The 23,390-nt window shown below is 53.0% G+C and carries 13 protein-coding genes; 9 read left to right on the plus strand and 4 right to left on the minus strand.

Going from position 1 to position 23,390, the window contains the following annotated elements; genetic code table 11:
* Nucleotides 1-540: 540 nt before the first annotated feature.
* Complete coding sequence (locus tag G497_RS19270; protein WP_051258066.1) at nt 541-3,162, plus strand: ATP-binding protein; 2,622 nt, start codon at nt 541-543, stop codon at nt 3,160-3,162.
* Between the two features lie 52 nt (nt 3,163-3,214).
* On the opposite strand, the gene G497_RS19275 is transcribed toward G497_RS19270, so the two are convergent.
* The gene (locus tag G497_RS19275) at nt 3,215-5,782 is read right to left on the minus strand and encodes a hybrid sensor histidine kinase/response regulator (protein WP_169727000.1); all 2,568 of its coding nucleotides are present in this window, start codon (nt 5,780-5,782) and stop codon (nt 3,215-3,217) included.
* Nucleotides 5,783-6,041: 259 nt separating this feature from the next.
* Nucleotides 6,042-6,791 carry a transporter substrate-binding domain-containing protein gene (locus G497_RS0111070; RefSeq protein WP_027188186.1) on the minus strand — a complete coding sequence of 250 codons (750 nt, stop codon included), beginning with the start codon at nt 6,789-6,791 and terminating at the stop codon, nt 6,042-6,044.
* A 570-nt stretch (nt 6,792-7,361) separates the two neighbouring features.
* Between G497_RS0111070 and G497_RS0111080 the strand changes: the two genes are divergently transcribed.
* On the plus strand, nt 7,362-8,114 hold the full coding sequence (locus G497_RS0111080; RefSeq protein WP_051258068.1) for a transporter substrate-binding domain-containing protein: 753 nt from the start codon (nt 7,362-7,364) through the stop codon (nt 8,112-8,114).
* 6 nt (nt 8,115-8,120) lie between these two features.
* Nucleotides 8,121-10,796, plus strand: a complete 2,676-nt coding sequence (locus G497_RS19280; RefSeq protein ID WP_051258069.1) for an ATP-binding protein — start codon at nt 8,121-8,123, stop codon at nt 10,794-10,796.
* 189 nt (nt 10,797-10,985) lie between these two features.
* Here the strand turns inward: G497_RS19280 and G497_RS0111090 are convergent, their stop codons facing one another.
* A complete protein-coding gene (locus tag G497_RS0111090; RefSeq protein ID WP_027188188.1) occupies nt 10,986-11,219 on the minus strand; it encodes a hypothetical protein in 234 nt (77 codons plus the stop codon).
* Nucleotides 11,185-13,008 (minus strand): hypothetical protein, encoded by a 1,824-nt coding sequence (locus tag G497_RS0111095; protein WP_027188189.1) that lies wholly within the window; start codon nt 13,006-13,008, stop codon nt 11,185-11,187. The genes G497_RS0111090 and G497_RS0111095 overlap by 35 nt, the downstream gene beginning before the upstream one ends.
* 349 nt (nt 13,009-13,357) lie before the next feature.
* Between G497_RS0111095 and aprB the strand changes: the two genes are divergently transcribed.
* The 6 genes from aprB (at nt 13,358) to G497_RS0111125 (ending at nt 22,329) form a co-directional block, all read left to right on the plus strand.
* Nucleotides 13,358-13,831: an adenylyl-sulfate reductase subunit beta gene (gene aprB, locus G497_RS0111100; protein WP_027188190.1), complete on the plus strand. Its 474-nt coding sequence runs from the start codon at nt 13,358-13,360 to the stop codon at nt 13,829-13,831.
* A 57-nt stretch (nt 13,832-13,888) separates the two neighbouring features.
* A complete protein-coding gene (aprA, locus tag G497_RS0111105; RefSeq protein ID WP_027188191.1) occupies nt 13,889-15,883 on the plus strand; it encodes an adenylyl-sulfate reductase subunit alpha in 1,995 nt (664 codons plus the stop codon).
* 700 nt (nt 15,884-16,583) lie between these two features.
* Nucleotides 16,584-17,819: a CoB--CoM heterodisulfide reductase iron-sulfur subunit A family protein gene (locus G497_RS0111110; RefSeq protein ID WP_027188192.1), complete on the plus strand. Its 1,236-nt coding sequence runs from the start codon at nt 16,584-16,586 to the stop codon at nt 17,817-17,819.
* Between the two features lie 7 nt (nt 17,820-17,826).
* Nucleotides 17,827-20,097, plus strand: a complete 2,271-nt coding sequence (locus G497_RS0111115) for a hydrogenase iron-sulfur subunit (RefSeq protein WP_027188193.1) — start codon at nt 17,827-17,829, stop codon at nt 20,095-20,097.
* A 10-nt stretch (nt 20,098-20,107) separates the two neighbouring features.
* Entirely contained in the window at nt 20,108-21,307 is a 1,200-nt protein-coding gene (gene qmoC / locus G497_RS0111120; RefSeq protein WP_027188194.1) for a quinone-interacting membrane-bound oxidoreductase complex subunit QmoC, read from the plus strand.
* Nucleotides 21,308-21,576: 269 nt separating this feature from the next.
* Nucleotides 21,577-22,329 carry a hypothetical protein gene (locus G497_RS0111125; RefSeq protein ID WP_027188195.1) on the plus strand — a complete coding sequence of 251 codons (753 nt, stop codon included), beginning with the start codon at nt 21,577-21,579 and terminating at the stop codon, nt 22,327-22,329.
* Nucleotides 22,330-23,390 lie beyond the last annotated feature (1,061 nt).

Genomic DNA, 23,390 nt, shown 5'->3' on the forward strand with positions numbered 1-23,390 from the left:
TACCCGCTCCGCTTGGATTTGGAAACACAAAGTATTTTCGTTTGGCAAAGCGTGTAGCCCTGGCGCTGTCATCCCCGCGCAGGCGGGGATCCAGTTGCCAGTAAGACGACTGGCCATTTCTTGGAGATGTCATCCCCGCGCAGGCGGGGATCCAGTATTCTTACGGGGATAGTAATTTCTTGCGGCGCAAGCGCCACACCATTCCTCTGTTCTCTTTATTTATCCGCTCCGCTTGGGTCAGGGGGCCCTTGTGCGGCCCCCTGCCCCATTCAGAGCGGCAAACAAAACAAAAAACCACAAGCGTACGCGGCGGCACGCCGCACGAAACTACACAATGCCACCTCTAAAATAACTCACCTAACCTAACATCCACCCTACCCCCCTTACCCCCCTTTACCCCCATCCCCCTGTTGACAACCTCTCTCTGTAAAAGTTATATATAATACATCATAGTATCTTCCTGTTTTCGCCTTGCATATCACACCCAATGCTACTTCCATTCCGGCATTTGCCCTGGTCCTTCTACATGGGTTATCTCACATGAAAATAAAGCTCAGAGGAAAAATACTCATTCCTCTTCTCATATTTTATACACTTTCCCTTGGCTTCACGGGCTGGCATATCTATTCAGAATCCAAACAATCCCTCACCGAGGCAATTACCCAAACCCTTACGGTGCAGGCCCGGTCTGTTATGGACGGGCTGGAAAACTCCGCCCAGAATATTTTGCTGGACGTTCAAGGCATCTGCAACATTCCGCCAGTTATGTCCCTGTTCCGCAATGAACGAAGTAAAACAAGCCCCCAGTTTATTGCTGCCCAGGAAGAGCTTATTTATTCCATGACCAACCGTTCACAAGTTAAGAACAACAACTATGTGAGTATTGACATACTCAGCAGAGACGGCACCATTCTGGCCAGCAACATGGTGGAAACCATTTCCACAAACATGAACGATGAAGAAGCCAGACAGAGGGTGATTGAACAGAAAAAAAGCTTTGTGGGCCACGCATTTACCCGAGAAGCAAACATAACCCTGATCCCCTTTTACGCGCCTGTGGTGCTTGATGGACAGGTGGTAGGCCTTGTGCGGGCGGTAGTAAACTTCACGCCCCTGAGTACTGTTTCCGTTGCGCCTGTGCGCATTGGTGAGCACGGCTATGCCTTTGTTTCAAACAACTTAGGGGAAGTGCTTGACCACCCGGAAGCCCGCTTTATTATGGCCCCTGTAAAGGCCACAGACCTTACCCCCAAAATGGCCAGCATGCGCAATGGCTCGCTTAACTACACCTGGAACAATGCTGATTGGCTGGCCGTATTTGCCACTGGCAAACTGACCAACTGGACTGCCATTGTGAAGGTAGACAGAAGTGAAGTGTTTGCGCCCATTACCTTTTTACGTAATCAGATAGGTCTTATATCGGTTGCTTCGCTGGTTCTTTTCACGTTACTCATTGTCTTTATTGGCAATTATATTGTACACATGCTTCTTAAAACCATAGACTACGCCAAGGAAGTTTCCGCTGGCAATATAACCAAAGACCTGGATTTACACTCTAACGATGAAGTGGGCACCCTGGCCGATGCCTTGCGCACCATGGTGACCAGTTTACGCACCATGATAGCCCAGGGAGAAGAAAACCAGGAAGAACTGAAGCGCATTTCACAACTAAAAACGAACTTTCTGGCCAATATGAGCCATGAAATACGCACCCCCATGAACGCCATTGTGGGCATTACCGAGCTTATTCTGCGCGAAGAAACCAGCCCCAAGGTGCACAAAGACGCATTAACCATTAAACAGGCCTGCCAAAACCTTTTGGGCATTATCAACGACATTCTGGATATTTCCAAGGTGGAGTCCGGCAAGTTAGAAATTATTCCTGTGCGTTACCTGTTTGCCTCGCTCCTGAATGATGTCATTACCATGGCCAAAATGCGCCTTGAAGGAAAACTGGTTTCCTTTACGGTGAACATAGACAGCGAGCTGCCCAACGAATTGATTGGCGATGAAATACGCCTGCGCCAGATACTTATCAATTTACTGAGCAATGCCACGAAATTTACTCATAATGGCAACATACACTTTACCGTGCGCGGGGAATGCAAGGGCGACACCATTCTTCTGGTGTTTTCCATCCAAGACACAGGCATAGGCATTCGGCAAGAAGACATTGGCAAACTGTTTGATACGTTTTCCCAAATGGATACCCGCAAGAACAGAAGCATTCAGGGAACAGGCCTTGGGCTGGCCATTTCCAAAAACCTGTGCGAACTCATGCACGGCTCCATTACCGTGGAAAGCGTGTATGGTGAAGGCAGTGAATTTACCGCCACCATTCCCCAGGCCATTGTGGACTACAAGCCCCTGGCCCAGGTTGACCACCCGGAAAACAAGCGGTGCCTTGTGTTTGAACAGCGCGAGCAGTACAGCCAAAGCCTTATGGAATCCATGCACAATTTGCACCTTGCAGCCACCTTGTGCCACACCTGTGAAGAAGTGACCGCTGCCCTTGCTGCCGGCACGTTCCAGTTTGCCTTTGTTGCCGCCCCCCTGTTTGAACAGGCCAAACCCCTGTTTGCAGAACACCCGGACACCCGCCTGGTGCTTATGAGTGACCTTGGCGACAAAAACATTTCCCAAAATCAGTTGGGCCTGGTGCTGCCAATTCACACCCTGCAAATTGCAGACATTGTGAACAGCGAGAACACTTCACTCTTGTATTCAGAAAAACAGCAAGAATCACTGTACTTTACCGCACCCGAAGCCAGGGTGCTGATTGTGGACGACATTGCCCTGAACCTGCTGATTGCCGAAGCACTGCTGGCCCCCTACAACATGCATGTGGACACAGTGGATAATAGCGCTGAAGCCATAAAAATGATTCGGGAAAATAGGTACGACCTGGTGTTTATGGACCACATGATGCCCGGCAAAGACGGCATAGACACCACCAGGGAAGTGCGCGGGCTTGAGGGCGAGTATTTTACCACACTCCCCATTATTGCCCTGACAGCCAACGCCATTTCCGGCGTGCGGGAAATGTTCTTGCACGCTGGCCTCAACGACTTTATTGCCAAACCCGTTGAAACCCAAAAACTGCACAGCATACTCACCCAGTGGTTGCCGCAGGAAAAGCTGGTGCGCAAAGCCAAGCCTTAAGGGTATTATTGCATTTTACTGGGGGACAGCGTCCCCCAATCAAAGCGCTTCCCTATGCCAGAAACTTGGAGAGGCAGGCAATAAGCTCCTGGTGGTTAATGGGCTTTGTCAGGTGGGCATTCATGCCTGCGGCAATGCTCTTTTCCACATCCTCTTGCAGCACGTGGGCTGTCATGGCAATTATGGGCACATGCAGGGCTTGCGGCATGCCACTTTCCCGTATGGCACGTGTGGCAGTCAGGCCGTCCATAACAGGCATTTGAATATCCATGAGAATACCATCAGTCGCATACTGCTGGAACAGGGCCACGGCTTCTTTCCCGTTATTGGCCAAATACACGGTTATGCCCATGGCTTCCAGGAAAGCCAGAATAATTTCCTGGTTAATGTCGTTATCTTCCGCCACAATCAGGGTTTTTCCGGAAAAATCCACAGCATCATGCGCGCATTCTTCCAATACACATTCCCCGCTAGCACGGGTATACAGGGGTAATTCCAGGCTGAAGGAAAACTCGCTACCCTGCCCAAGTTCACTGTGCAACTGTATGCTACCACCCATTTGCTCTACCAGCAGTTTGGAAATCATCAGTCCAAGGCCTGTTCCCCCGTATTTGCGGGTGGTGGAACTGTCTGCCTGGGCAAAAGGCTGGAACAATCGCGCATGCTGTTCCGGGGCAATACCAATACCCGTATCCTTAATGGAAAAATGCAACTGCACGGTGTTGGTGCCCACAGTGTTGTGGGCCACAGCAAGCACAACCCCACCCTTTTGAGTAAACTTAATACCGTTGCCACACAGGTTCAGCAAAACCTGGCTCAGGCGCAGGCCGTCGCCCACAAGGGGCGTTGCCGCAAAAAACGCTGTGTCAATGCGCTGTGTAAAATCTATGGCATGGCTGGCTGCCTGGTGCGCCAAGATGTCGCTGATGGTGGTGAATACTTCGTTCAAATGAAAGGGGCGCTGCTCCAGTTGCAGCTTCCCTGTTTCAATTTTGGAAAAATCAAGAATATCGTTGATAACCCCAAGCAGAATTTTTGCAGAAGCCTGAATTTTTTCCAAAAGTTCTTTTTGCCTGGGTAAAAGTTCCGTTTCCAGGGCCATGCGGGTAAGGCCAAGAACGCCGTTCATGGGGGTGCGTATTTCATGGCTCATGCGGGCCAAGAATTCGCTTTTGGCCTGGGCCGCATTTTCGGCATGCTCTTTTGCCTGTTGCAAGGCTCGCTCATTCTGCTTTTGTTCTTTTTGGTCACGCAGGTAGGTCAATATGGTGGGGGCATTATTAATGTGCACCATAAGGTGGGTCATTTCACAGGCCACTACCTTGCCTTCCTCAATGGGAAGTTCCACCTCCTCTCGCCAAATGGGAGAAATTTCTAAATGCTCCTGCACCTCTTGTGCCTTTTTTGCGAGAGTCTTACGCCGAGTCAGCTTGGCATAATACTCTTCCTGGGAAGCGGCTTCAAACAGGGCCAGAGCCCCTTCGCTCACCTCGTACAAGCCTTGGGCGTTCCACACCACGTAGCCATCAAGGGAAACGCTAAACACAGCCTGCATAATGGCTTCCAGGTTGCGTTTTTTTGCGGCATCTTCTTCCAGGGTGTTGGCACGGCTGTAAAGTTCTGCCAAATGTTCACTGAACAATTGCAAAAGTTCAGCCACCTGAGAAAGTTCTTTAATGCGTATTACCGGCTGGTTGGCTTCCAGCTTCCCTTTTTGAATGGCTGCCAACGTTTCTGAAATCCAGTGCAACGGCTTGGTTATAAGCACATGTTCGGCCAAAAAATACAGAGCAAACAGGCCTGTAATCACCAAATACAGCATCACAGAAGTACGCAGGGTCTGGCCTGAACGCTCCTGTATGGAGGTAAGGGAAGAAGCAATAACCGCTTCAGAACCAGAGGTGACCAAATCGCGCATGCTGCGCAGGCTTACGTCAATGCCTTCCCAAATGGAGCGTGAACGCTGTTGCAGGTTCACCAGGGCTGTAATCAGTGCCAGCCGTTCTTGCAGCAAACGTTCTATGGAAGCAAGAACGGTGGCAGCGCCCTTGCTGTCATGCTCTCCCCCCGCACCTGCCTCAAACGTTACCATTAAGGTGGCCAGCAGTTCCTGCACTTTGGCCTGCTCCTGGGCCAGGTTTGGGCTTTGCCCAACCGGATTGCCAAAAAGGTAGGTGGTTCCCAGTTCAATAAGGTGCAGGGCCTGCTCTTGCGTGGCAGCAAGCAAGGCAAGCTGCTTAATGGCAACAGCAATGGCTTTGCCCTGCTCGTGTATGGCATTGCTCTGGCTGTCTTCATTACCCCGTGAATCCACAAGTTCACGAATGGAAGCGGCAATGGCCCTGGCTGCCTGCTTAAAACCCGGGTCTTGGTCAAAAATAGATTCCGCACTCAGTGCATCTGCACTAATGCGGGCATGGCGGCGGTCTTTGGGGTTTGCACTAATGCGCGTTACTTCCGCCATGCGGCGCAAGCTTTCAATGTTGGCAAGAGTTCTCTGGTTTTCAATAAAACCGGGAAGCTTTTCTTTTTTCAGTTCAGCGGCCTGTTTTTCAATCATGCCAACATTGGAAAATTCTTCTATGCTAATAAGGGCTATGCCAGCAAAAAAACAGATCAAGCACAGGGCTTTAAACGTTGTAATGCTCCACTGTAGCCTTTTTTTACCATGTAGTTTTGGGCTAAGACTACACTTTTCTCCCATTCCGCACTCCTAGGGAAAATGCTGGTGCTTGCCACTTGCAGCTCGTATTGCAGCATTGCCAAAACCAGTTTAGCCAGTGACTCCTGCAACCAAACACCATGCGCTTGCAACGCTGTATGGGTGCGCTTGGGGCGGCACACAGGTGGCCGTTCCAAACACACCCCATGACACTTGTTTAATACACGTTAAATTCAAAATACTTACGGTTCAGCACATCATACCTTCCGCTTTTACGCATGGTCTGAATAGCCTCGTTAATGGCGTCGCGCTCTTTTGTTAATGACTTATTGAGCACAACGCAGGAACCGCTGCCAAGCATAATGGGTTCACCCACAATATCCAGGTGCTCCCCTTTTTCTGTTTTCAAAAACGCATACCCTGGCAAGCCGTCCACAAAAGCAACATCAATTGTTTTGCTCAGGGTGGCGTTCATTATTTCATCAAAGTTGGAAAAGGTCACAATTTCGGCAACATTACCAAAGGTTTTGCGCAGGTATGTTTCCTGGGTAGTTTTATGCTGCACCCCAATTTTTTTGCCTTTCAACCCTTCCACAGTGGCAACAAGCGTACCGGGAATGCCCATAAACACGCTGCTGGAACGGAAATATTTGTCGCTAAACAGCACCTTTTCTTCCCGCTCCGGAGTTTTGGCCATGCCCGCCACACCAATGTCTATTTTCTGGGCAACAATTTCAGGAATGATGTTGTCAAAAGCCACCGAGGTAATTTCACATTCCCGGTTCATAATGCGGCATAATTCCATAGCGATGTCGTAGTCAAACCCAGTAAGCTTGCCTGTTGCCGGGTCGGTATAGGCAAACGGAGGGTAAGGGGAATCAATGGCAATACGCAACACAGGTTCACCAGCCATAGCAGAGGAACCCCCCATAGCCAGCAGCAACAGGGCAGCAAATAATGTTTTCATTGTTCTCTCCAACAAGTGATTTTTTTTACATATTTAAATTGTATACCCCCTGCGGCTCATGCTGGCAAGAGGTGTACAAAAATAGCCATAGGGACTAAATATTTCTGGAACAGCCCGTGAAAATATTGTATTTTTTCAGCAAGATATGTTGCAAATGTGACACTTTTCCGGCTGTTTTCACCTATAAAAAACAACCTGCAAGGAGGAAAAGTTATGCGCACCACAATTTTAGAATGGTATCCACGAGAAAATACACGCTATGCAACTTTTTCTGATTATGCTAACAGCATACACATACAGGTTGCGCAATTCCGGCTCCCCAGTACAATTTTAAAGGAAAACAGTATGTTAGCCTAAATATGGCTAGAGCATCCACCACCAGAAAGAGTTGCTTAACTGCCAACACAGCTCGCCTGGGCCTGTTTAACACGCCACGCCTGTGGCTCAGCTTGCGGCAGGGGCACGTTGTTCCCCTGTTCTGTCCTGCGTTCCTATTGGCTCGGTTCATTGGTAAATTACTTTCTAGTTACTGGCTCAGACAACGTATTCACATCACCACAGGAGAACGTTATGCGCATTCTTTTTTTCGTATTGTTATTATTCTGCATTCCCACCAGTGTTATTGCTGCGCAAAAGCCCATTCGGGTTGCCATTGACGTTCCCTACCCGCCTTTCGCCTATTATAACGACAATAAAGAACTTACGGGCTTTGATGTGGACTTTACCCACGCCATTTGCGCTGAAATGAAGCGCGATTGTGAAATAGTGATTATGCCTTTTGACCAGGTCATTCCCAGCATTATGGATGGCAGTGTGGACATTGGGGTGGTGGGCATGGGTACCCTGCCGGGCCGGGAAGAGCTGGTGGATTTTTCCGACCGTTACTACCGTTCCCACAGCGTGTTTGTGGAACGCCCCGGCACGGTAACGGCCGTTACCCCGGCTGCCTTGAAAGGCAAACGCATTGGGGTGCAGGCAGGCACCGTGCAGGAAGTCCACCTGAAAGAGGTCTACAAAGATTCTGTGCTTGTTATTAAAGACCTGTATGAAGAAGTGTATGACGACCTGAAAAAGGGCGCTGTGGATGTTATTCTTACCGACGGCCTGCCCGCCTATGCCTATTTAAAATCCAAGGAAGGTTCGCAACTTGAAGCCGTGGGTGGGCCTGTTACCGCAGAAATACTCACAGGTGCCTCTTTTGTTACGGTTTCAAAAAAGCAGCCTGAACTGCGCCAGGATATTAACAAGGCGATTCAGGCCATACGCAAAAGCGGCCAATACGGAAAAATCAACAGAAAATACTTTGACTTCAACATATTTTAAACGCCAATGAACCAGCCCCCACAAGAAATACCGCCAGAAAATACTGGTACGCCCCACTCCCCTTTCAGTGTTCCCATTGCGGCATTTTTAGGGCTGGCTTCATTTGTGCTGCTGTTTGTTTTTATTTACGTAAGCCAGCAAAGCCTGCACGACATTGACGCCATTGCCAATATTTCTGCACAGGTGCAGGAAAAAAGCCTGCCGGAAATGCTGGAAAACCAGCGCACCTTTATTAACATAGAAAGCCTGCGCCGCGTGGCAGAGGTGGCCTATGCAGCGGAAGACCCCCTTACCCGGCGCAACGCCCGCATTAATGCCCAGGCACTTCTTGCTGAATCGGTGTTTGTGCGTGATGTAGACTTTCTTGGCAAGGGAGCACGGCTGTATTCATTGATTGCTCAACTCACAGAATATAAAGACGCTGTGTACCAGAACAGGCAAATTCTGGGCCAGCTTTCCGCTTCTTTTCATCATCTGTTGCATTCGCTTCTGTTTACCCAGAACAAGCCTAAAGAAGCCCAGGCCATGTTCAAGGCGTTTTTAGCATCCTCTCTGGCCTCTATACAACTGGGAGAGTTAGAAACACAAAGCGAAAAAGCACTGGCACTGCTGGAATTACAAGACGGAAAAAGCATGCAGGAAACCTTTGCCCTGTGCCGGGCCATACTGCCCCCGGAGCAAGACACCCGTTCCCAGTGCAAGGAGCTGGAAAACCTATTTGCCCAATACAGCACCACCCGGCGGCAAATTCGGGGGGACACCCTGAAAGCGCGTGAACACTGGGAATTAATTGACGAAACACTGCGGGAAATTCGCGACAATATTGGCACAGAATCGGAAAACGCCAGCGAGGAAGCACTCACTGCCATTGCCGAAGCCTCTGAACAGGCGCACCAGCGTTCGCGCATTCTATATGGCATTGCCATTGCGTTTTTGGCGGGCTACCTGCTGCTGGTGCACCGTTACCTGGCCCGCCCCGTGCGCTGGATTGCCCAAAAACTGCGGGAAATTCAGCTTGGCAACCTGCATGTGAGCATGCCTACCATTCGTATTGCAGAACTGTATGACGTGGCCCTGATGCTGGACAAATTCAGCGTGCACCTTGGGGATATTTATTCCCACACCTCGCAGCTTGAAGAAGACGCCGCGGAAAAGCGCGAGCTGGAAGAAGTGATGGCCACCGTGTTCAAAGCCTCCCTGGACGGCTACCTGGTGTGGGATGGCGATGAACTGAAAACCGTCAGCCCCGGCTTTCTCACCTTTCTGGAAGTACAAACACCCCAGGACGTTTTTGATAATTGGGAGCGTTTCCACTTTCCCCCGCAGGAACACCTGCGCCAAGCCTTTGCCAAAGCCATTGCCCAAGGCTATTGCCGCGAGGAAATTACCCTGACCACGGCAGAGGGCACCCTGCTGCCGTGTGAAGCCACCCACATGCGCATTGACAGGCCCAATGCACCCCTGGTGCTAAGCTACATACGCGACCTGCGCATACAAAAACGCAATGAAAAAACGCTGCGCCAGGCCAAAGATGAAGCAGAAAAAGCCGCCCAGGCCAAAAGCGACTTCCTTGCCCGCATGAGCCATGAAATTCGCACCCCCATGAATGGCGTGCTTGGTCTTACCCACCTGGCCATGAGCAAATCCCCCCAGCCGGAACAGCTTCAGTTTTTGACTAAAATTCAGGCTTCTGCCAAAATTTTGCTGGGCGTTATCAACGACATTCTGGACTTTTCCAAAATTGAAGGGGGCAAGCTAACCCTGGACGCTGCCCCATTTTCCTTCCATGCCATGACACACACGGTGCAGGACCTTTTCCAGTCTCAGGCGGAACACAAAGGGCTGCGGCTTCTTATTGAAGCAGACGCACAAGTGCCAGACATGCTCAAAGGCGACTCCCTGCGCCTTTCCCAGGTTATGCTTAACCTGTGCGGCAATGCCATTAAATTCACGGAAAAAGGCACAGTGGCCCTGCGCATTCATCAGGAAAAAGAAACAGAACACAACGTGCGCCTGCGTTTTGAGGTTTCAGACACGGGCGTTGGCATGACCCAGGAACAGCTTTCCCGCCTGTTCCAACCCTTTGCCCAGGCCGACGTTTCCACAACGCGCAAATATGGCGGCACAGGCCTTGGCCTGGTTATTTCCAAGCTGCTGGTGGAACTCATGGGCGGCAGCATTCAGGTGGAAAGCGCGCCGGGCAGGGGCAGCACGTTCTATTTTACCCTGACCCTTGCCAAAGCCAGCCAGGAAGAAATAGCCCATGAAAAGTTACCCGCCCAGTTGCAAGACAACAGCTCACTGGCGGGCCTGCGCATTCTGCTGGCAGAAGACAACGAAATTAACCAGGAAATTGCCGTTGCCCTGCTGGAAGATTTGGGCATAACCGTTCTGGTGGCGGGCAATGGGCTGGAAGCCGTCACCATTCTGGGCACCCAAGACGTGAACTGCGTGCTCATGGACATTCAAATGCCGGTTATGGACGGCCTCACCGCTGCCAAACTCATTCGGGGACAAGGGCGCGAAGCCATGCGTACCGTGCCCATAATTGCCATGACAGCCCACGCCATGCAGGAAGACAGGGACAAAAGCATTGCCGCTGGCATGAATGACCACATTACCAAGCCCATAGATATTGACGAACTCCAGGCCAAGCTGGTGCAGTGGACAAGCCGGGGATAAGCCACACATTGTCCCGCGCAGTACGGTAAAGCAAAAAAAATGGGGTTACGATGCGTATCATCGTAACCCCATTCAAATTACTAACGGTAGTCGTGAGCATAGCGAACCGTGCAGCGAGGGCGAAGGGAACAGACAGCTTTGCTGGGTGTTCATCTCAACGCAGCCCTAGCGGAAAAAGACAGTGTTTCCCTATAAACGATTCCGTTTGGCGACCCGCACCGCCCGTTGATACACCAGCTTGAACTTGTTCTGCTTGGCTGCGTGTATTTCCGCAGCAAAGAACACCCCGCCAGCCGGGTCTTCCCGCCTCATAAGGTCAGCAATGTGCTCATCGCACGCGTGCAGCCGGGCATCTACTTCCGCAATCTGTTCCGTAAGCGCCGCTGCATCATTCGGCAATAATTCGTCGTCTAACGGGTGCATCGCTTTGCTCCTTGGGCTTGGTAGAAGGGGCTGCGGGGTCGAAGGGGGCAGGCAGGCTGTTAATAATACCCCAGTACGAAGGCATAACCGCAGTGACAGAACCGGGGTTTACCAGGCGCAGGCCGGGCCGGGTAAGGGCAGCCAGGGTAAGGGCCATGCTCCAGTAAGGGCTTGGGCTTGTCCAGGGAATGGCCGGAACAACTTCAGCGGCAACTTCTGCGCCAGCTTCCGTTCCTGGTTCAGCCACTGTGCCCGCAGCAACCTGCGTGCCTTGTGCCACAGGGTGCACGGCTGCGCCGTCACACACAAGATCAAGGCGGAAGAACAATTCATTGGCCAGGCTTAAAGAACGGCCTGCCAGGGGGTATGGCAACACAAACTCCCCTTTGGCCATTTGGCAGGCGCGGGCCGCCAGCACAACATACAGGGGCAGGAATTCCCCTTCAAGCTCAACCCCGTGCAGGGCCGTAGCAAACGCTTCTTTATCACACACTGCGGTCACAGCCCCGGCTTCAACAGCAAGGGTCACCCCTGCCCAGGAAAGCAGGGCGGCTGCGTCGGCTGCGCTTGCCATGTGGCTGGGCCACTGGCCCTGCAGGCAGGCGCGGCCCCCCACAAAAGCGGGCAGTGCCAGCAAGTAGGCACTGAGCAAAGCGTCCATGGGCACAGCGGGCTGGGCAGGCACCTGCACCGTTGCCGGGGTAATGGTGCACAGGTGGCCTTCCACCTGCAACTGCACACCACACGCCGCCAGCACAGGCTGCACTGTGGCCAGGGCAGAAGCCGCAATGGCAGCAGGCAGAGCAGAAAAATCCAGGGTCATGGCCTGGTTCCAGGCAGCAGCAGCCACCACCAGGGCACACACGCCTTCAAAAGGCAGTTCAGCGGGCACTTCCATGGCTGTGGGCAACATACCGGAATTTTCCAGGTTCACTGGCAACCCCTTGGAACGGGGCACCACGTGGGAAAGCCGCGCCCCAAGGCGGGGCAATGCGGCGCGCAGGCCTGCCAGGTCCAGGTTTTTCAGCCCGGCGTCGCCTGTAATGCGCAGGGTACCGGGTTTGCCTGTGGCAAGAAAGGCAAACAGGTGCAAGGCAAAAGGACATTCCCCCACATGCAGGGTAGCCCCGGAAAGAGTAAGGGCAGCTTTCCCCGGCAAGGAAAGGAACCAGGTAGCAGCACCATTGGCTTTCTTTTCCACTTCCGTGCCAGCCCGGCCAAGGGCTGCAATAAAATCGCCCATGTCATCGGTAAACAACACCGGGGCCAGGGCCACCTTTTGGCCCAGGGCAGCGGCAAGGGCAAGCTGAATTTTGGCCGCAAGGCCACAGGCCGGGCCATGAATGTTCATGGCTACAGGCTTTCTTGCAGGGGAAAGGAGGAAGCCGTCAGAACCTTCTGCTTCCACCTTGCTGATCATTTTCAGTTCTTGCAGCAGGTTGAACAGCTCACGGCTGAAGCGCGGGTCTTTACTGAAGGAGAGCGCATTTTTTTCCCACGCAGTGCGTATGGCTTTCTCGTCCTGAATGGCCCGCGGGGTGGCAGCACGGTCTTTGCCACCACGAAGGCGCTGCACAAGGCGGCTACGCTTGGTTAAAAGCTTCATCAGGTCAAGGTCCAGGGCAATAAGCGCATCGGTCATGGACGTTGGCCTGTCTTCAAAAACCACTTCCCCACCCTGCTGGGGGGCAGGGCGCCTGCGCGGGGCACCGTTACCCCTGGGGCGGGCATTGGCATCACCTTCACGTTTAAAAGGACGTGAAGGGTTATTTCCATGCGGTATACTCATGAATTCTCCGGAAAATTCAGTAATAGGAGGGCCTGCACGCCTATGGCTAAAAAGGCCCCTGCGCGAAGAACAAAACACCCCCGCAAATTACGGGTGAAATAAAAAACTTTTTGTCAGCCTTCTCTAGCGCGAAATGGTACGCGGGGCAAGAAAATAAACAAAGCCCTGCGTTCTTTTTACTGAACCTCTTGACATTAACCCCCATAAGTTGTTAAATTCTTCACAAGCGTTACGGTTGGCAGTTTTATTTCGGTATGCTATTAAAGGGATACCTGTTATTTTGGACTGCCATGTCGAGTTTTCTGGTATATCTTTCAATTCACCTTTTATAACCAGTTGGAGGACCAGTATGCCGACTTACGTCGATCCGTCCAAATGTGATGGCTGCAAGGGTGGCGAAAAGACCGCTTGTATGTACATCTGTCCCAACGACCTCATGATTCTCGATCCTGAGGAAATGAAGGCTTATAACCAAGAGCCGGATGCTTGCTGGGAATGTTACTCCTGCGTTAAGATTTGCCCCCAGGGCGCTATTACCGCCCGCCCCTATGCAGACTTTGCCCCCATGGGTGGAACCTGTATCCCCATGCGCTCCGCAGATTCCATTATGTGGACTGTCAAGTTCCGTAATGGCAACGTCAAGCGCTTCAAATTTCCTATCCGCACAACTCCGGAAGGTTCCATTAAGCCTTTTGAAGGCCACCCGGAACCTGTAAGCCTGGAAGACGAACTGCTCTTTACCGAAAAAGAGCTCATCAAACCCGCAGAAGCAATGGGTAAGAAGTTCGAAATGGCTGATGCAGACGCCTCTATCTCCTGGTAACAAAAGCGTTTCCTGCACGCCAGCTCCCCAACATTTTGCAGATAAGGAGACACGAAGATGCCGATGATTCCTACTAAGGAAGCTGTAAAAGGTCTTGCCATTGCTGAACCTGTTGTTAAAGAACACGATGTGGATATCCTCATTGTGGGCGGCGGCATGGGTTCTTGCGGCACAGCATTTGAAGCTGTACGCTGGGCAGATAAATTCGCCCCTGAGCTCAAAATACTGCTTGTTGACAAAGCTTCCCTTGAACGTTCTGGCGCAGTGGCCCAAGGCCTTTCCGCCATTAACACGTACCTTGGCAAAAACTCTGCTGAAGACTATGTACGCATGGTGCGTACCGACCTTATGGGCCTTGTGCGCGAAGATCTTATCTTCGACCTTGGCCGCCACGTGGACGATTCCGTTCACCTGTTTGAAGATTGGGGCCTTCCCTGCTGGATTAAAGGCGAAGACGGCCACAACCTTGACGGCGCTGCCGCCAAAGCTGCTGGCAAAAGCCTGCGCAAGGGCAACGACCCTGTGCGTTCCGGCCGCTGGCAGATCATGATCAACGGTGAATCCTACAAATGTATCGTTGCTGAAGCTGCGAAAAATGCCCTGGGCGAAAGCCGCATCATGGAGCGTATTTTCATCGTGAAGCTTTTGAACGACGCCAAAGTGCCCAACCGCATTGCTGGCGCAGTGGGCTTTAGCCTGCGTGAAAACGAAGTGCACATCTTCCGCACCAACACCATGATGGTAGCTTGCGGCGGCGCTGTGAACGTGTACAAGCCCCGCTCCACTGGTGAAGGCATGGGCCGTGCATGGTACCCTGTGTGGAACGCAGGTTCCACCTACACCATGTGTGCCCAGGCTGGCGCAGAAATGACCATGATGGAAAACCGCTTCGTGCCTGCCCGTTTTAAAGACGGTTACGGCCCTGTGGGCGCATGGTTCCTGCTGTTCAAAGCAAAAGCCACCAACTTCAAGGGTGAAGATTACTGCGAAACCAACCGCGCAATGCTGAAGCCTTACGAAGACCGTGGCTATGCAAAAGGCCACGTTATTCCTACCTGCTTGCGTAACCACATGATGCTGCGTGAAATGCGTGAAGGCCGCGGGCCCATTTACATGGACACCAAAACCGCCCTGCAAACCACCTTTGCAACACTCAACGCACAGCAGCAGAAGCACCTGGAATCTGAAGCATGGGAAGACTTCCTTGACATGTGCGTAGGCCAGGCCAACCTGTGGGCTTGTATGAACATTCAGCCGGAAGAAACCGGTTCTGAAATCATGCCTACGGAACCTTACCTCCTCGGCTCCCACTCCGGCTGCTGCGGTATTTGGGTTTCCGGCCCAGACGAAGACTGGATTCCTGAAGACTACAAAATCCGCGCTGACAACGGCAAAGTTTACAACCGCATGACTTCTGTTCATGGCTTGTGGACATGTGCTGACGGCGTTGGCGCTTCCGGCCACAAGTTCTCTTCCGGTTCCCACGCTGAAGGCCGTATTTGCGGCAAGCAAATGGTACGCTGGTGCATCGACCACAAAGACTTCAAGCCAAGCATTGCAGAAACGGCCGCTGATCTTGTTAAAGAAATCTACCGTCCGTACTACAACTTCGAGGCAGGCAAAGGCGCTTCCACAGACCCAGTGGTGAACCCAGAGTACATTTCGCCCAAAAACTTCATGATGCGCCTTATCAAGTGCACCGATGAATACGGCGCAGGGTGCTCCACTTACTACACCACCTCTGAGGCAGCCCTGAAAACAGCCTTCCACCTCATGAAAATGCTGGAAGAAGACTCACTGAAACTGGCTGCCCGTGACCTGCACGAACTGCTGCGCTGCTGGGAAAACTACCACCGCCTGTGGACTGTTCGCCTGCACATGCAGCACATTCACTTCCGTAAAGAATCGCGCTACCCCGGCTTCTACTACAGAGCCGACTTCATGGGCCTGGACGATGACAAGTGGAAGTGCTTTGTAAACTCCAAGTTTGATCCTAAGACGGGCCAGACCAAAATATACAAAAAGCCCTACTACCAGATCATTCCTACCTAATGCCTAATTTGGGGGGCTACCTTACTGGTGGCCCCCCAATTGTTTTACAGGTGACGCATTGAGTGAATCGAGACCATTTCACAATTGATATACTGCGTTTTATTTGAGAAGGCTCCGCCTTCCCAGATCCCTCGTGAAATACTCTCAAATCCCGCCCATGCGGGATTTTTGCAACGTCATGCTTCACACAGTTCCGGTATGGTCCTATGGCCCCGCGGCCCTTTGCCTGCACGCCCAGCGTGCCTGTAAAACCAGCCGACAGCACCCATTGCAGGTGCGGCTAAAACGGTCTAAGCTAGGGCTGTAACAACTTTAGGAAGCGCTCAATACATGGCGTTTCGGAAACGCGCAGTTATTTCGTTTGGCAAGGCGCGAGCTTTTTTTGTAGCAGGAGTGACAATTCTGCAGAAAAGCAGAATTGGGAACCGCCCGAAGGGCGGGAGCCGAAGGCCGAGGCCCAGGACGGGCCGAGTCAACTCTTCCGTCCAGGGCTGTTTCAAAATAGCCGACGGCAGTCGCGAGCGTAGCGAGTCGTGGAGCGAGAGTGGAGGGTATGGGCAGCTTTGCTGACCATACATTACCACGAAGCTCGAGCGAAGAAAGGAAAGCAACGCCGCCAAACGGAATAAATCAGCGTTTCCTTTATTGTCCTTGCCTGGACCGTTTGTCCATGCCCAATAACCGCAGGGAGGAACCCGTGATGTCCAACGCCATACTTGTCGTCGGAGGCGGCTTCAGCGGCCTTACCGCCGCTATAGAGGCAGCCGAAGTCGGCTATGATGTGTTCATCGTCGAAAAAAGCCCCTTTCTTGGCGGGCGGGTGGCACAGCTCAACAAGTATTTTCCAAAGCTCTGCCCCCCCTCTTGTGGGCTGGAAATTCAATTCCAGCGCATCAAGAACAACCCCCGCATCAAATTTTTTACCCAGGCCTGTGTGCAAAAAGTGCAAGGCAGCGCTGGCAACTTTACCGTTACCGTTGCTATTGAGCCGCGCCACACAGCCCCAAACAGCGCAGACCTTTCCCTGCTTGCTTCTTCCCTTCAGGGGGAAGCGGAAAACGACTTTGAGTTTGGCCTTGCCAAGCGCAAGCCGCTGTACCTTTCTGCCCCGTTCTCCTTCCCTTCGCGCTATGTACTGGACAAAAGCGCCGTGGGCAAAGAAGACCAGATCAAACTGGCGGGCAACCCCTTTATTGAAATGAACGAGGCCCCACGGGAAATTACCCTGGAAGTGGCCAGCATAGTTCTTGCCACCGGCTGGAAGCCTTATGACGCTTCCAACCTCACCAACCTTGGGGCAAGCACCCTGCAAAACTGTATTTCCAACATGCAAATGGAGCGTCTTGCTTCCCCCCACGGGCCAACCAAGGGGAAAATTACACGCCCCTCCGACGGTGCCAGTCCCAAAAACATTGCCTTTGTGCAGTGTGCAGGCTCACGCGACGAAAACCACCTGAACTACTGTTCCTACATTTGCTGCATGGCCTCCTTGAAGCAGGCCCTGTACCTGCGTGAACAGTACCCAAGCGCCAAGGTGACCATTTATTACATAGACCTGCGTACCCCTGGCCGGTATGAAAACTTCCGTAAAAAGGTCATGGCAGATGAGCACATTACCCTTGTCAAAGGGAAAGTTGCCGGGGTGGAAGGCCTTGCGGGCGGCGACGTGCTGCTTGAGGTGGAAGATGCAGTGCATGGCGTAAAAGGCAAGCACCAGCACGACCTTGTGGTGCTTGCCACAGGTATGCAGCCAAGCCTTGCCAGCGGGTGCAACCCCTTTGGCGTTACCCTGGACAACGACGGCTTTGTGGTGGAAGAAGCGGAAAAAGGCATTTTCGCCGCAGGTTGTGCCAAGCAACCGCTTGACGTGATGCGCTCTGCCCAATCCGGCACCAGCGCCGCCCTGAAAGCCATACAGACGGTTAGACGGAGGTAGCGGAGAAATGGCGACGAAAATAGGCGTATATTTTGACCAGTCTGCCATTGGCGGCGGTCTTGATGTGGAAGAGCTCATCAGTGGTGTGGAAAAAAAGTGGAGCGCCCTGTGCCCGGTGGTGAAGTCATTCCCCATTATGGCAAAGGAAGCTGCCCGCGCAGAAATTACCGCAGACATTGAAGAGAATGAACTGGACGGCGTACTGCTGTGCGGCAGTTCCCCCCGGTTTGACTGGGACCTGTACCGCTTCACTGGCGTTCAGGTTGAACGTGTTTCCCTGCGTGAAGGCTGCGTGCTGGCCTATAAAAACCCGGACGGCACCCCCCACACAGAAGATGAAGCCCCTGAACTGCTTACTGAAATGGCAGTCGATTATATCAACATGGGCGTGGTGAAGCTGCAAAAAAGCAACCGCCCCACCCCGCAGCTTGTGGAAGGGTCCCAGCGCATTCTGGTGCTGGGCGGTGGCTGGACAGGCCTTACCGCAGCCAAGGCCGCCACGGAAGCAGGCTACAAAGTCACCCTGGTGGAAAAAGACGCCCAGCTCGGCGGCAAAGCCCTGAACCTGTGGTACACATTCCCCATTACCCCCCCGCACACCACCCCTTACGATCCGGACATTGCTGCAAAAGTACAGGAAATTACCGCCAACAGCGAAATTACCGTTCTCACTGGCAGCACGCTGAAAAGCCTTTCCGGGTGCCCTGGGGAATACACGGCTGTTATCACCACCCCCGCAGGGGAGGAAACCCATGAAGTGGGTTCCGTGGTGCTGGCAACGGGTTGGCAGCCACAAAACACGGCCCTTCTGGAACCCCTTGGTTATGGCAAAAGCCCCAAGGTGGTAACCACAGCCGAGTTTGAAAAAATGAACAAACTGGGCACCCCCATTCCTAGCCGGGTGGCCTTTATTCTGAACACAGACCTGTGCAAACCCATGGAAGGTAGCCCATGTAACTGCCCAGAAGACGCAGCCGCATGCACACCGGACAAAGCCCCTGCCAAGGCGGAAGCGGAAGAAGCTCCGGCCTATACAGATATGGAAAGCCCCCGCCACCTGGGGTATTCCAACGCGGTGAACAGCGTGGTAGCCCTGAAACAGGCCGGCTACGTTACCCAGCGCCATGAAGATGGCATTGCTTACATTCTGTATGACAGCATGGTAGTGCAGGGTGTGCACGAGCGCTTCTATAAAACAGCGCAGAATATTCCTGGCATCATGATGACCAAAGCCGATATCCGCGAAGTGGTGGTGCAAGGCGAAACCCTGCTGGTGCGGGCCGACAACACCCTTATTGGCGGCAACATTGAACTTGAAGTGGACATGATTGTACTGCCCACAGGCATGGTGCCCACCACGGCCAAAGGGCCCATCATGCAGTTTGAATACCGCCAGGGCCCCGGCTTCCCGGACCTTGCCCTGTTCGACGGCTTTGCCGATTCCAACTACATCTGCTTCCCTTACGAAACCCGCCGTACAGGCGTGTATGCCGCAGGCTGCGTGCGCCAGCCCATGACCATGGACAGCGCCGAAGAAGATGCCTATGGCGCAACACTCAAAGCCATTCAGTGCATTGAGTCTGCCAACCACGGCGTGGCAGTGCATCCTCGCTCCGGCGACCTTTCCTACCCCATATTCAACTTTGTGCGCTGTACCCAGTGCAAGCGCTGCACAGAAGAATGCCCCTTTGGCGCCCTGGACGACGACGAAAAAGGCACCCCAAAGCCCAACCCCTCCCGTTGCCGCCGCTGCGGTACCTGCATGGGGGCGTGCCCGGAACGTGTTATTTCCTTTGAAAACTACAATATCGACCAGATCGGCTCCATGATTCGTGAAATCAGGGTGCCGGACGACATGGCAGCAGAAGGCCCCCGCGTGCTGATTCTGGCGTGTGAAAACGACGCCCTGCCCGCCTTTGACATGGCAGCCATGCGTGGCACCCCCTGGAACCCGTATGTGCGTATCATTCCTGTGCGTTGCCTTGGTTCTGTAAACGCCATTTGGGTGGCAGACGCCATGAGCAAGGGCATTGACGGTGTAATGCTAATGGGTTGCAAATACGGCGACGACTACCAGTGCCACTTTGTAAAAGGCTCTGAAATTTGTAACCGCCGCAAAGAAAACATTGCCGAAACCCTGAACCGCCTGGGTGTTGAACCTGACCGCGTGGCCCAGTATGAAGTGGCCATTGACGAATACGACAAGGTGCCCCAGATGGTGGATGAGTTCATGCGCATGATCTTTGAAAAGGGCCCCAACCCCTTCAAGGGTTACTAGGAGGAATGACATGGCACAATCAGCAAGGATAGAACCCGATATTTCCTTTATCCGCGAGCTACAGGCCGCGGGTGGCGACACGGTAAAAAAATGCTACCAGTGCGCCACGTGCAGTGTAGCCTGCCCCATTTCCCCCGCAGACAACCCCTACCCACGCAAAGAAATGATTTGGGCCCAGTGGGGCCTGAAAGACAAACTGCTGGCAGACCCAGACATTTGGCTGTGCTACAACTGCGGCGGCTGTTCCGACCTGTGCCCCCGCGGGGCGCGCCCGGCAGACCTTATGGCTGCCATGCGCAACATGGCCTATAAAAAACTGGTGGAACCCACCGCCATTGGCACCTGGATGAGCGACATCAAGTACCTGCCCATTCTTATTGCCATTCCCGCTGTGCTGTTCCTGTTTTTGTGGTGGTTTATGGCCTCCATCAATTTCCATGGCTACTTCCCCCACGGCGGCATGTTCCCCATGCCCAAGCCAGGGGTGGGCATTGAATTTGCCCGTGTGTTCTATGGCGACTACGTCATAGACCCGTTGTTCATGGTTGTTGTGGGCTTTGTGCTGTTCAGCTTTTACAAAGGCATAACGCGGCTTATTGCCAACATTGGCCCCCAGGGCAGCGTTATGGTGCTGGGCAAGCGCAAGCACTGGCTGCAATGCCTGGTGGAAACCATTGCACTGGAAATTCTGCCCCACTCCCGCTTTGCGGAATGTGGCGATGCAGAAGAAAAGCGCATTCGCAAAACAGGCCACATGGCCCTGGTGTTCGGCTTTATTGCCCTTGCCATTGTTACAGGCACCATTGCCTTTGGCCACTGGTTTGGCAGAATTCCGTTCCTTTCCGGCATTTATATTGAAACACCCCTGCCCCTTGGCCACCCCATCAAGATTCTGGCCAACATTGGCATGATTCTGCTGCTGGTGGGCCTTTCCTACCTTACCCTGCGCCGCAAAGGCCTTGATGCTGCCAAGCAAGCTTCCAGCTATTACGACTGGTACCTTCTGGGCGTTATCTGGGCTGTAGCCGTAACAGGCATGGGTAGCCAGTTGTTCCGCCTGGCAGGGCTTACTGCCCCGGCATTCATCACCTATTACATTCACCTGGTGGCAGTGTTCATGCTGTTTGCATACCTGCCCTGGTCCAAGCTGGGCCACCTGGTGTACCGCACGGCGGCCATCACCTACGTGCGCTATATGGGCCGTAAATAGCGGCATGTGGCAACCCCGGCCAAAAACACCGGGGTTCACCTGGAAGACCCGCTCGGGCACAGCGCACATTGCCTGATAGATAGTGTTACTTTGAAGAATAGCTCTTATTTTCCATAACATACATGGGTATATTAATGGAACGCAGGATGAAAATACAATAAAACGACACGCTTCGCGGGTGTCCGCTGCGCGTCCACGAGCATTTCAAAATTGAAATGCTCCGCCCACAACCCAACGCAACTATGAGAATGCTCTTTTAGGAGGCTCCCATGTCTGACGATGGTCGCAAAATATTTTCCATGGAAACCGCCCTTGGGGTGATTGCAGAACAGGAAAACCCCCAAGTGCGGGACTTGCTTGCCTTTGCCATTGGCCGCCCTGTGTGCAAATGCTGCATCAAGGCTGTTTCCCCCATGGTGAAAGGCTGGCTTATGTGCTTGCAGCCAAACTTTTTCAACCTGCAATACAACGGTAGTGTCAGCTTTACCATTTGGGCCGAAGAACAAAAGGCCAAGTTTGGCGACAACGTTTCCATAACTCCTATTCCAGCCAACGACGCAAAGGGTATGCATGCCTTGCTGGATTTGGTGGATGAAGCCAAAAATACTGCCACTGAAAAAACAGAAGAAGCCGACGCTGCCAATGAAGCGGCTGAAGCGGCTAAGGCCGAGGCCAAAGCTTTAGCTCCCTTCAAGCAAAAAACGGAAGACCTGCAAAAAAAGGTTACCAGCCTTGAAGAGACCAATAAAGGCCTTACGGCGGATATGGCCAAGATGAAGACAGAAATAGCGGCTTTTGATGGCAAGGTTGCCATTAATGACAATGAAATTGAAAAAGCCGTGAAAGATATTATTACCAAAGCCGTGGGCAGCATGAGCTTTGCGGCTGCTGGCGCAGCCGGTGCCGCAGCGGGTGCTGCTGCTGCGGTGGAAGAAGTGGCTGCGGTTGAAGAAGCAGGCGGCGTGCCTGATACCTTCGGGTTTGGGACGTCCGGCTCTGACGGCGACGGTTTCGGTTTCTAAGGGCTGTCTTTTTCTGTTTGGCGGCGTTGTTTGATATTTTTGAAGCGGGGCAGGACCAAAGAGTTGACTCGGCCCTTCCTGGGCCTCGGCCTTCGGCTCCCGCCCTGTGGGCGGTTCCCAATTCCGCTTTCCTGCGGAATTGTCACCCCTCCCGTAAAATCAACTTGCGCCTTGCCAAACAGAAAAAATCTAGTAGTTAACTTGAGGTTAGCTTGAAGTTGTCAGGTTTTCTCAGTTTTCGTGAAGATGTGTGGGGTGGCGGTAGCTGCCCCACTCTTTTTTTTGGAGTGGCGGCACTAGCATTGTTTGCCGCTCCGCTTGGGTGGAAACACGAAGTTTTTTCGTTTGGCAAGGCGCGAAGGTTTTTTTCAAGGGCGGGCTGGGCTCTTTGGCCCTGCCCCCGTTGCAAAAAAGCAAGCAACGCCGCAAAACGGAAAAAATCCGTGTTTCCAAAGGGGGCCCGAAGTGCGGCACCCCATAACCCCAAACCCACGGGGCTGCACCCCGTGACCCCGCTAGGTTACGGCCTGCGCTCAGTAGATTTGTTCCGCTCACTCGAAGACTCGTACGCTTGACTTCATTCCTCTCAGGCCTCGTGGAGATGTACGGGCAGCAGAGCTGCCCGTACCCTCCGCCCTCGCTCCACGGCTCGCTACGCTCGCGACTGCCGTCGGCTTTAGGGAAGGCTTGTGTATCAGGCTGTGCCACAAAAGGTAATTGCTACCGAATAGGGGAGCGGAGACTAAACTACTTCACTTCGGGTGAGTGGGCGGGCGCAGCAAAGCGCGCGTAGGGTGGGGGAGGCTCTGAAAATTACCTATAAGGTGCGGCGAAGACGCCGCGATAGCCCAATTCCTTACCCATTGCCAGCGCCCTGGCCTTCATATATAGTCATATGTATATTTGCTCGTTGCCCTGCACCGCCAACTATCCGGGGGCCGTATGCGCCGCATATTGTTCAGTCTGTTCCTCTTTGCTGGTTTGCTGCTTTGCAGCCACCCTGCGCTGACTGCGGGTTCCGCGAAACATAATGCCAATAGCACCCAAAACGCTGTCCCTGT

It is taken from the genome of Desulfovibrio cuneatus DSM 11391, assembly GCF_000430005.1.
Classification (GTDB): Bacteria; Desulfobacterota; Desulfovibrionia; order Desulfovibrionales; family Desulfovibrionaceae; genus Frigididesulfovibrio; species Frigididesulfovibrio cuneatus.

Coding starts and splice junctions, on each gene's coding strand:
- G497_RS0111080 (WP_051258068.1), top strand. CDS start 7,362: ATGCGCATTCTTTTTTTCGTATTGTTATTATTCTGCATTCCCACCAGT.
- G497_RS0111095 (WP_027188189.1), bottom strand. CDS start 13,008: ATGAGTATACCGCATGGAAATAACCCTTCACGTCCTTTTAAACGTGAA.
- aprB (WP_027188190.1), top strand. CDS start 13,358: ATGCCGACTTACGTCGATCCGTCCAAATGTGATGGCTGCAAGGGTGGC.
- aprA (WP_027188191.1), top strand. CDS start 13,889: ATGCCGATGATTCCTACTAAGGAAGCTGTAAAAGGTCTTGCCATTGCT.
- G497_RS0111110 (WP_027188192.1), top strand. CDS start 16,584: ATGTCCAACGCCATACTTGTCGTCGGAGGCGGCTTCAGCGGCCTTACC.
- G497_RS19270 (WP_051258066.1), top strand. CDS start 541: ATGAAAATAAAGCTCAGAGGAAAAATACTCATTCCTCTTCTCATATTT.
- G497_RS19280 (WP_051258069.1), top strand. CDS start 8,121: ATGAACCAGCCCCCACAAGAAATACCGCCAGAAAATACTGGTACGCCC.
- G497_RS0111090 (WP_027188188.1), bottom strand. CDS start 11,219: ATGCACCCGTTAGACGACGAATTATTGCCGAATGATGCAGCGGCGCTT.
- G497_RS0111070 (WP_027188186.1), bottom strand. CDS start 6,791: ATGAAAACATTATTTGCTGCCCTGTTGCTGCTGGCTATGGGGGGTTCC.
- G497_RS0111115 (WP_027188193.1), top strand. CDS start 17,827: ATGGCGACGAAAATAGGCGTATATTTTGACCAGTCTGCCATTGGCGGC.
- G497_RS0111125 (WP_027188195.1), top strand. CDS start 21,577: ATGTCTGACGATGGTCGCAAAATATTTTCCATGGAAACCGCCCTTGGG.
- qmoC (WP_027188194.1), top strand. CDS start 20,108: ATGGCACAATCAGCAAGGATAGAACCCGATATTTCCTTTATCCGCGAG.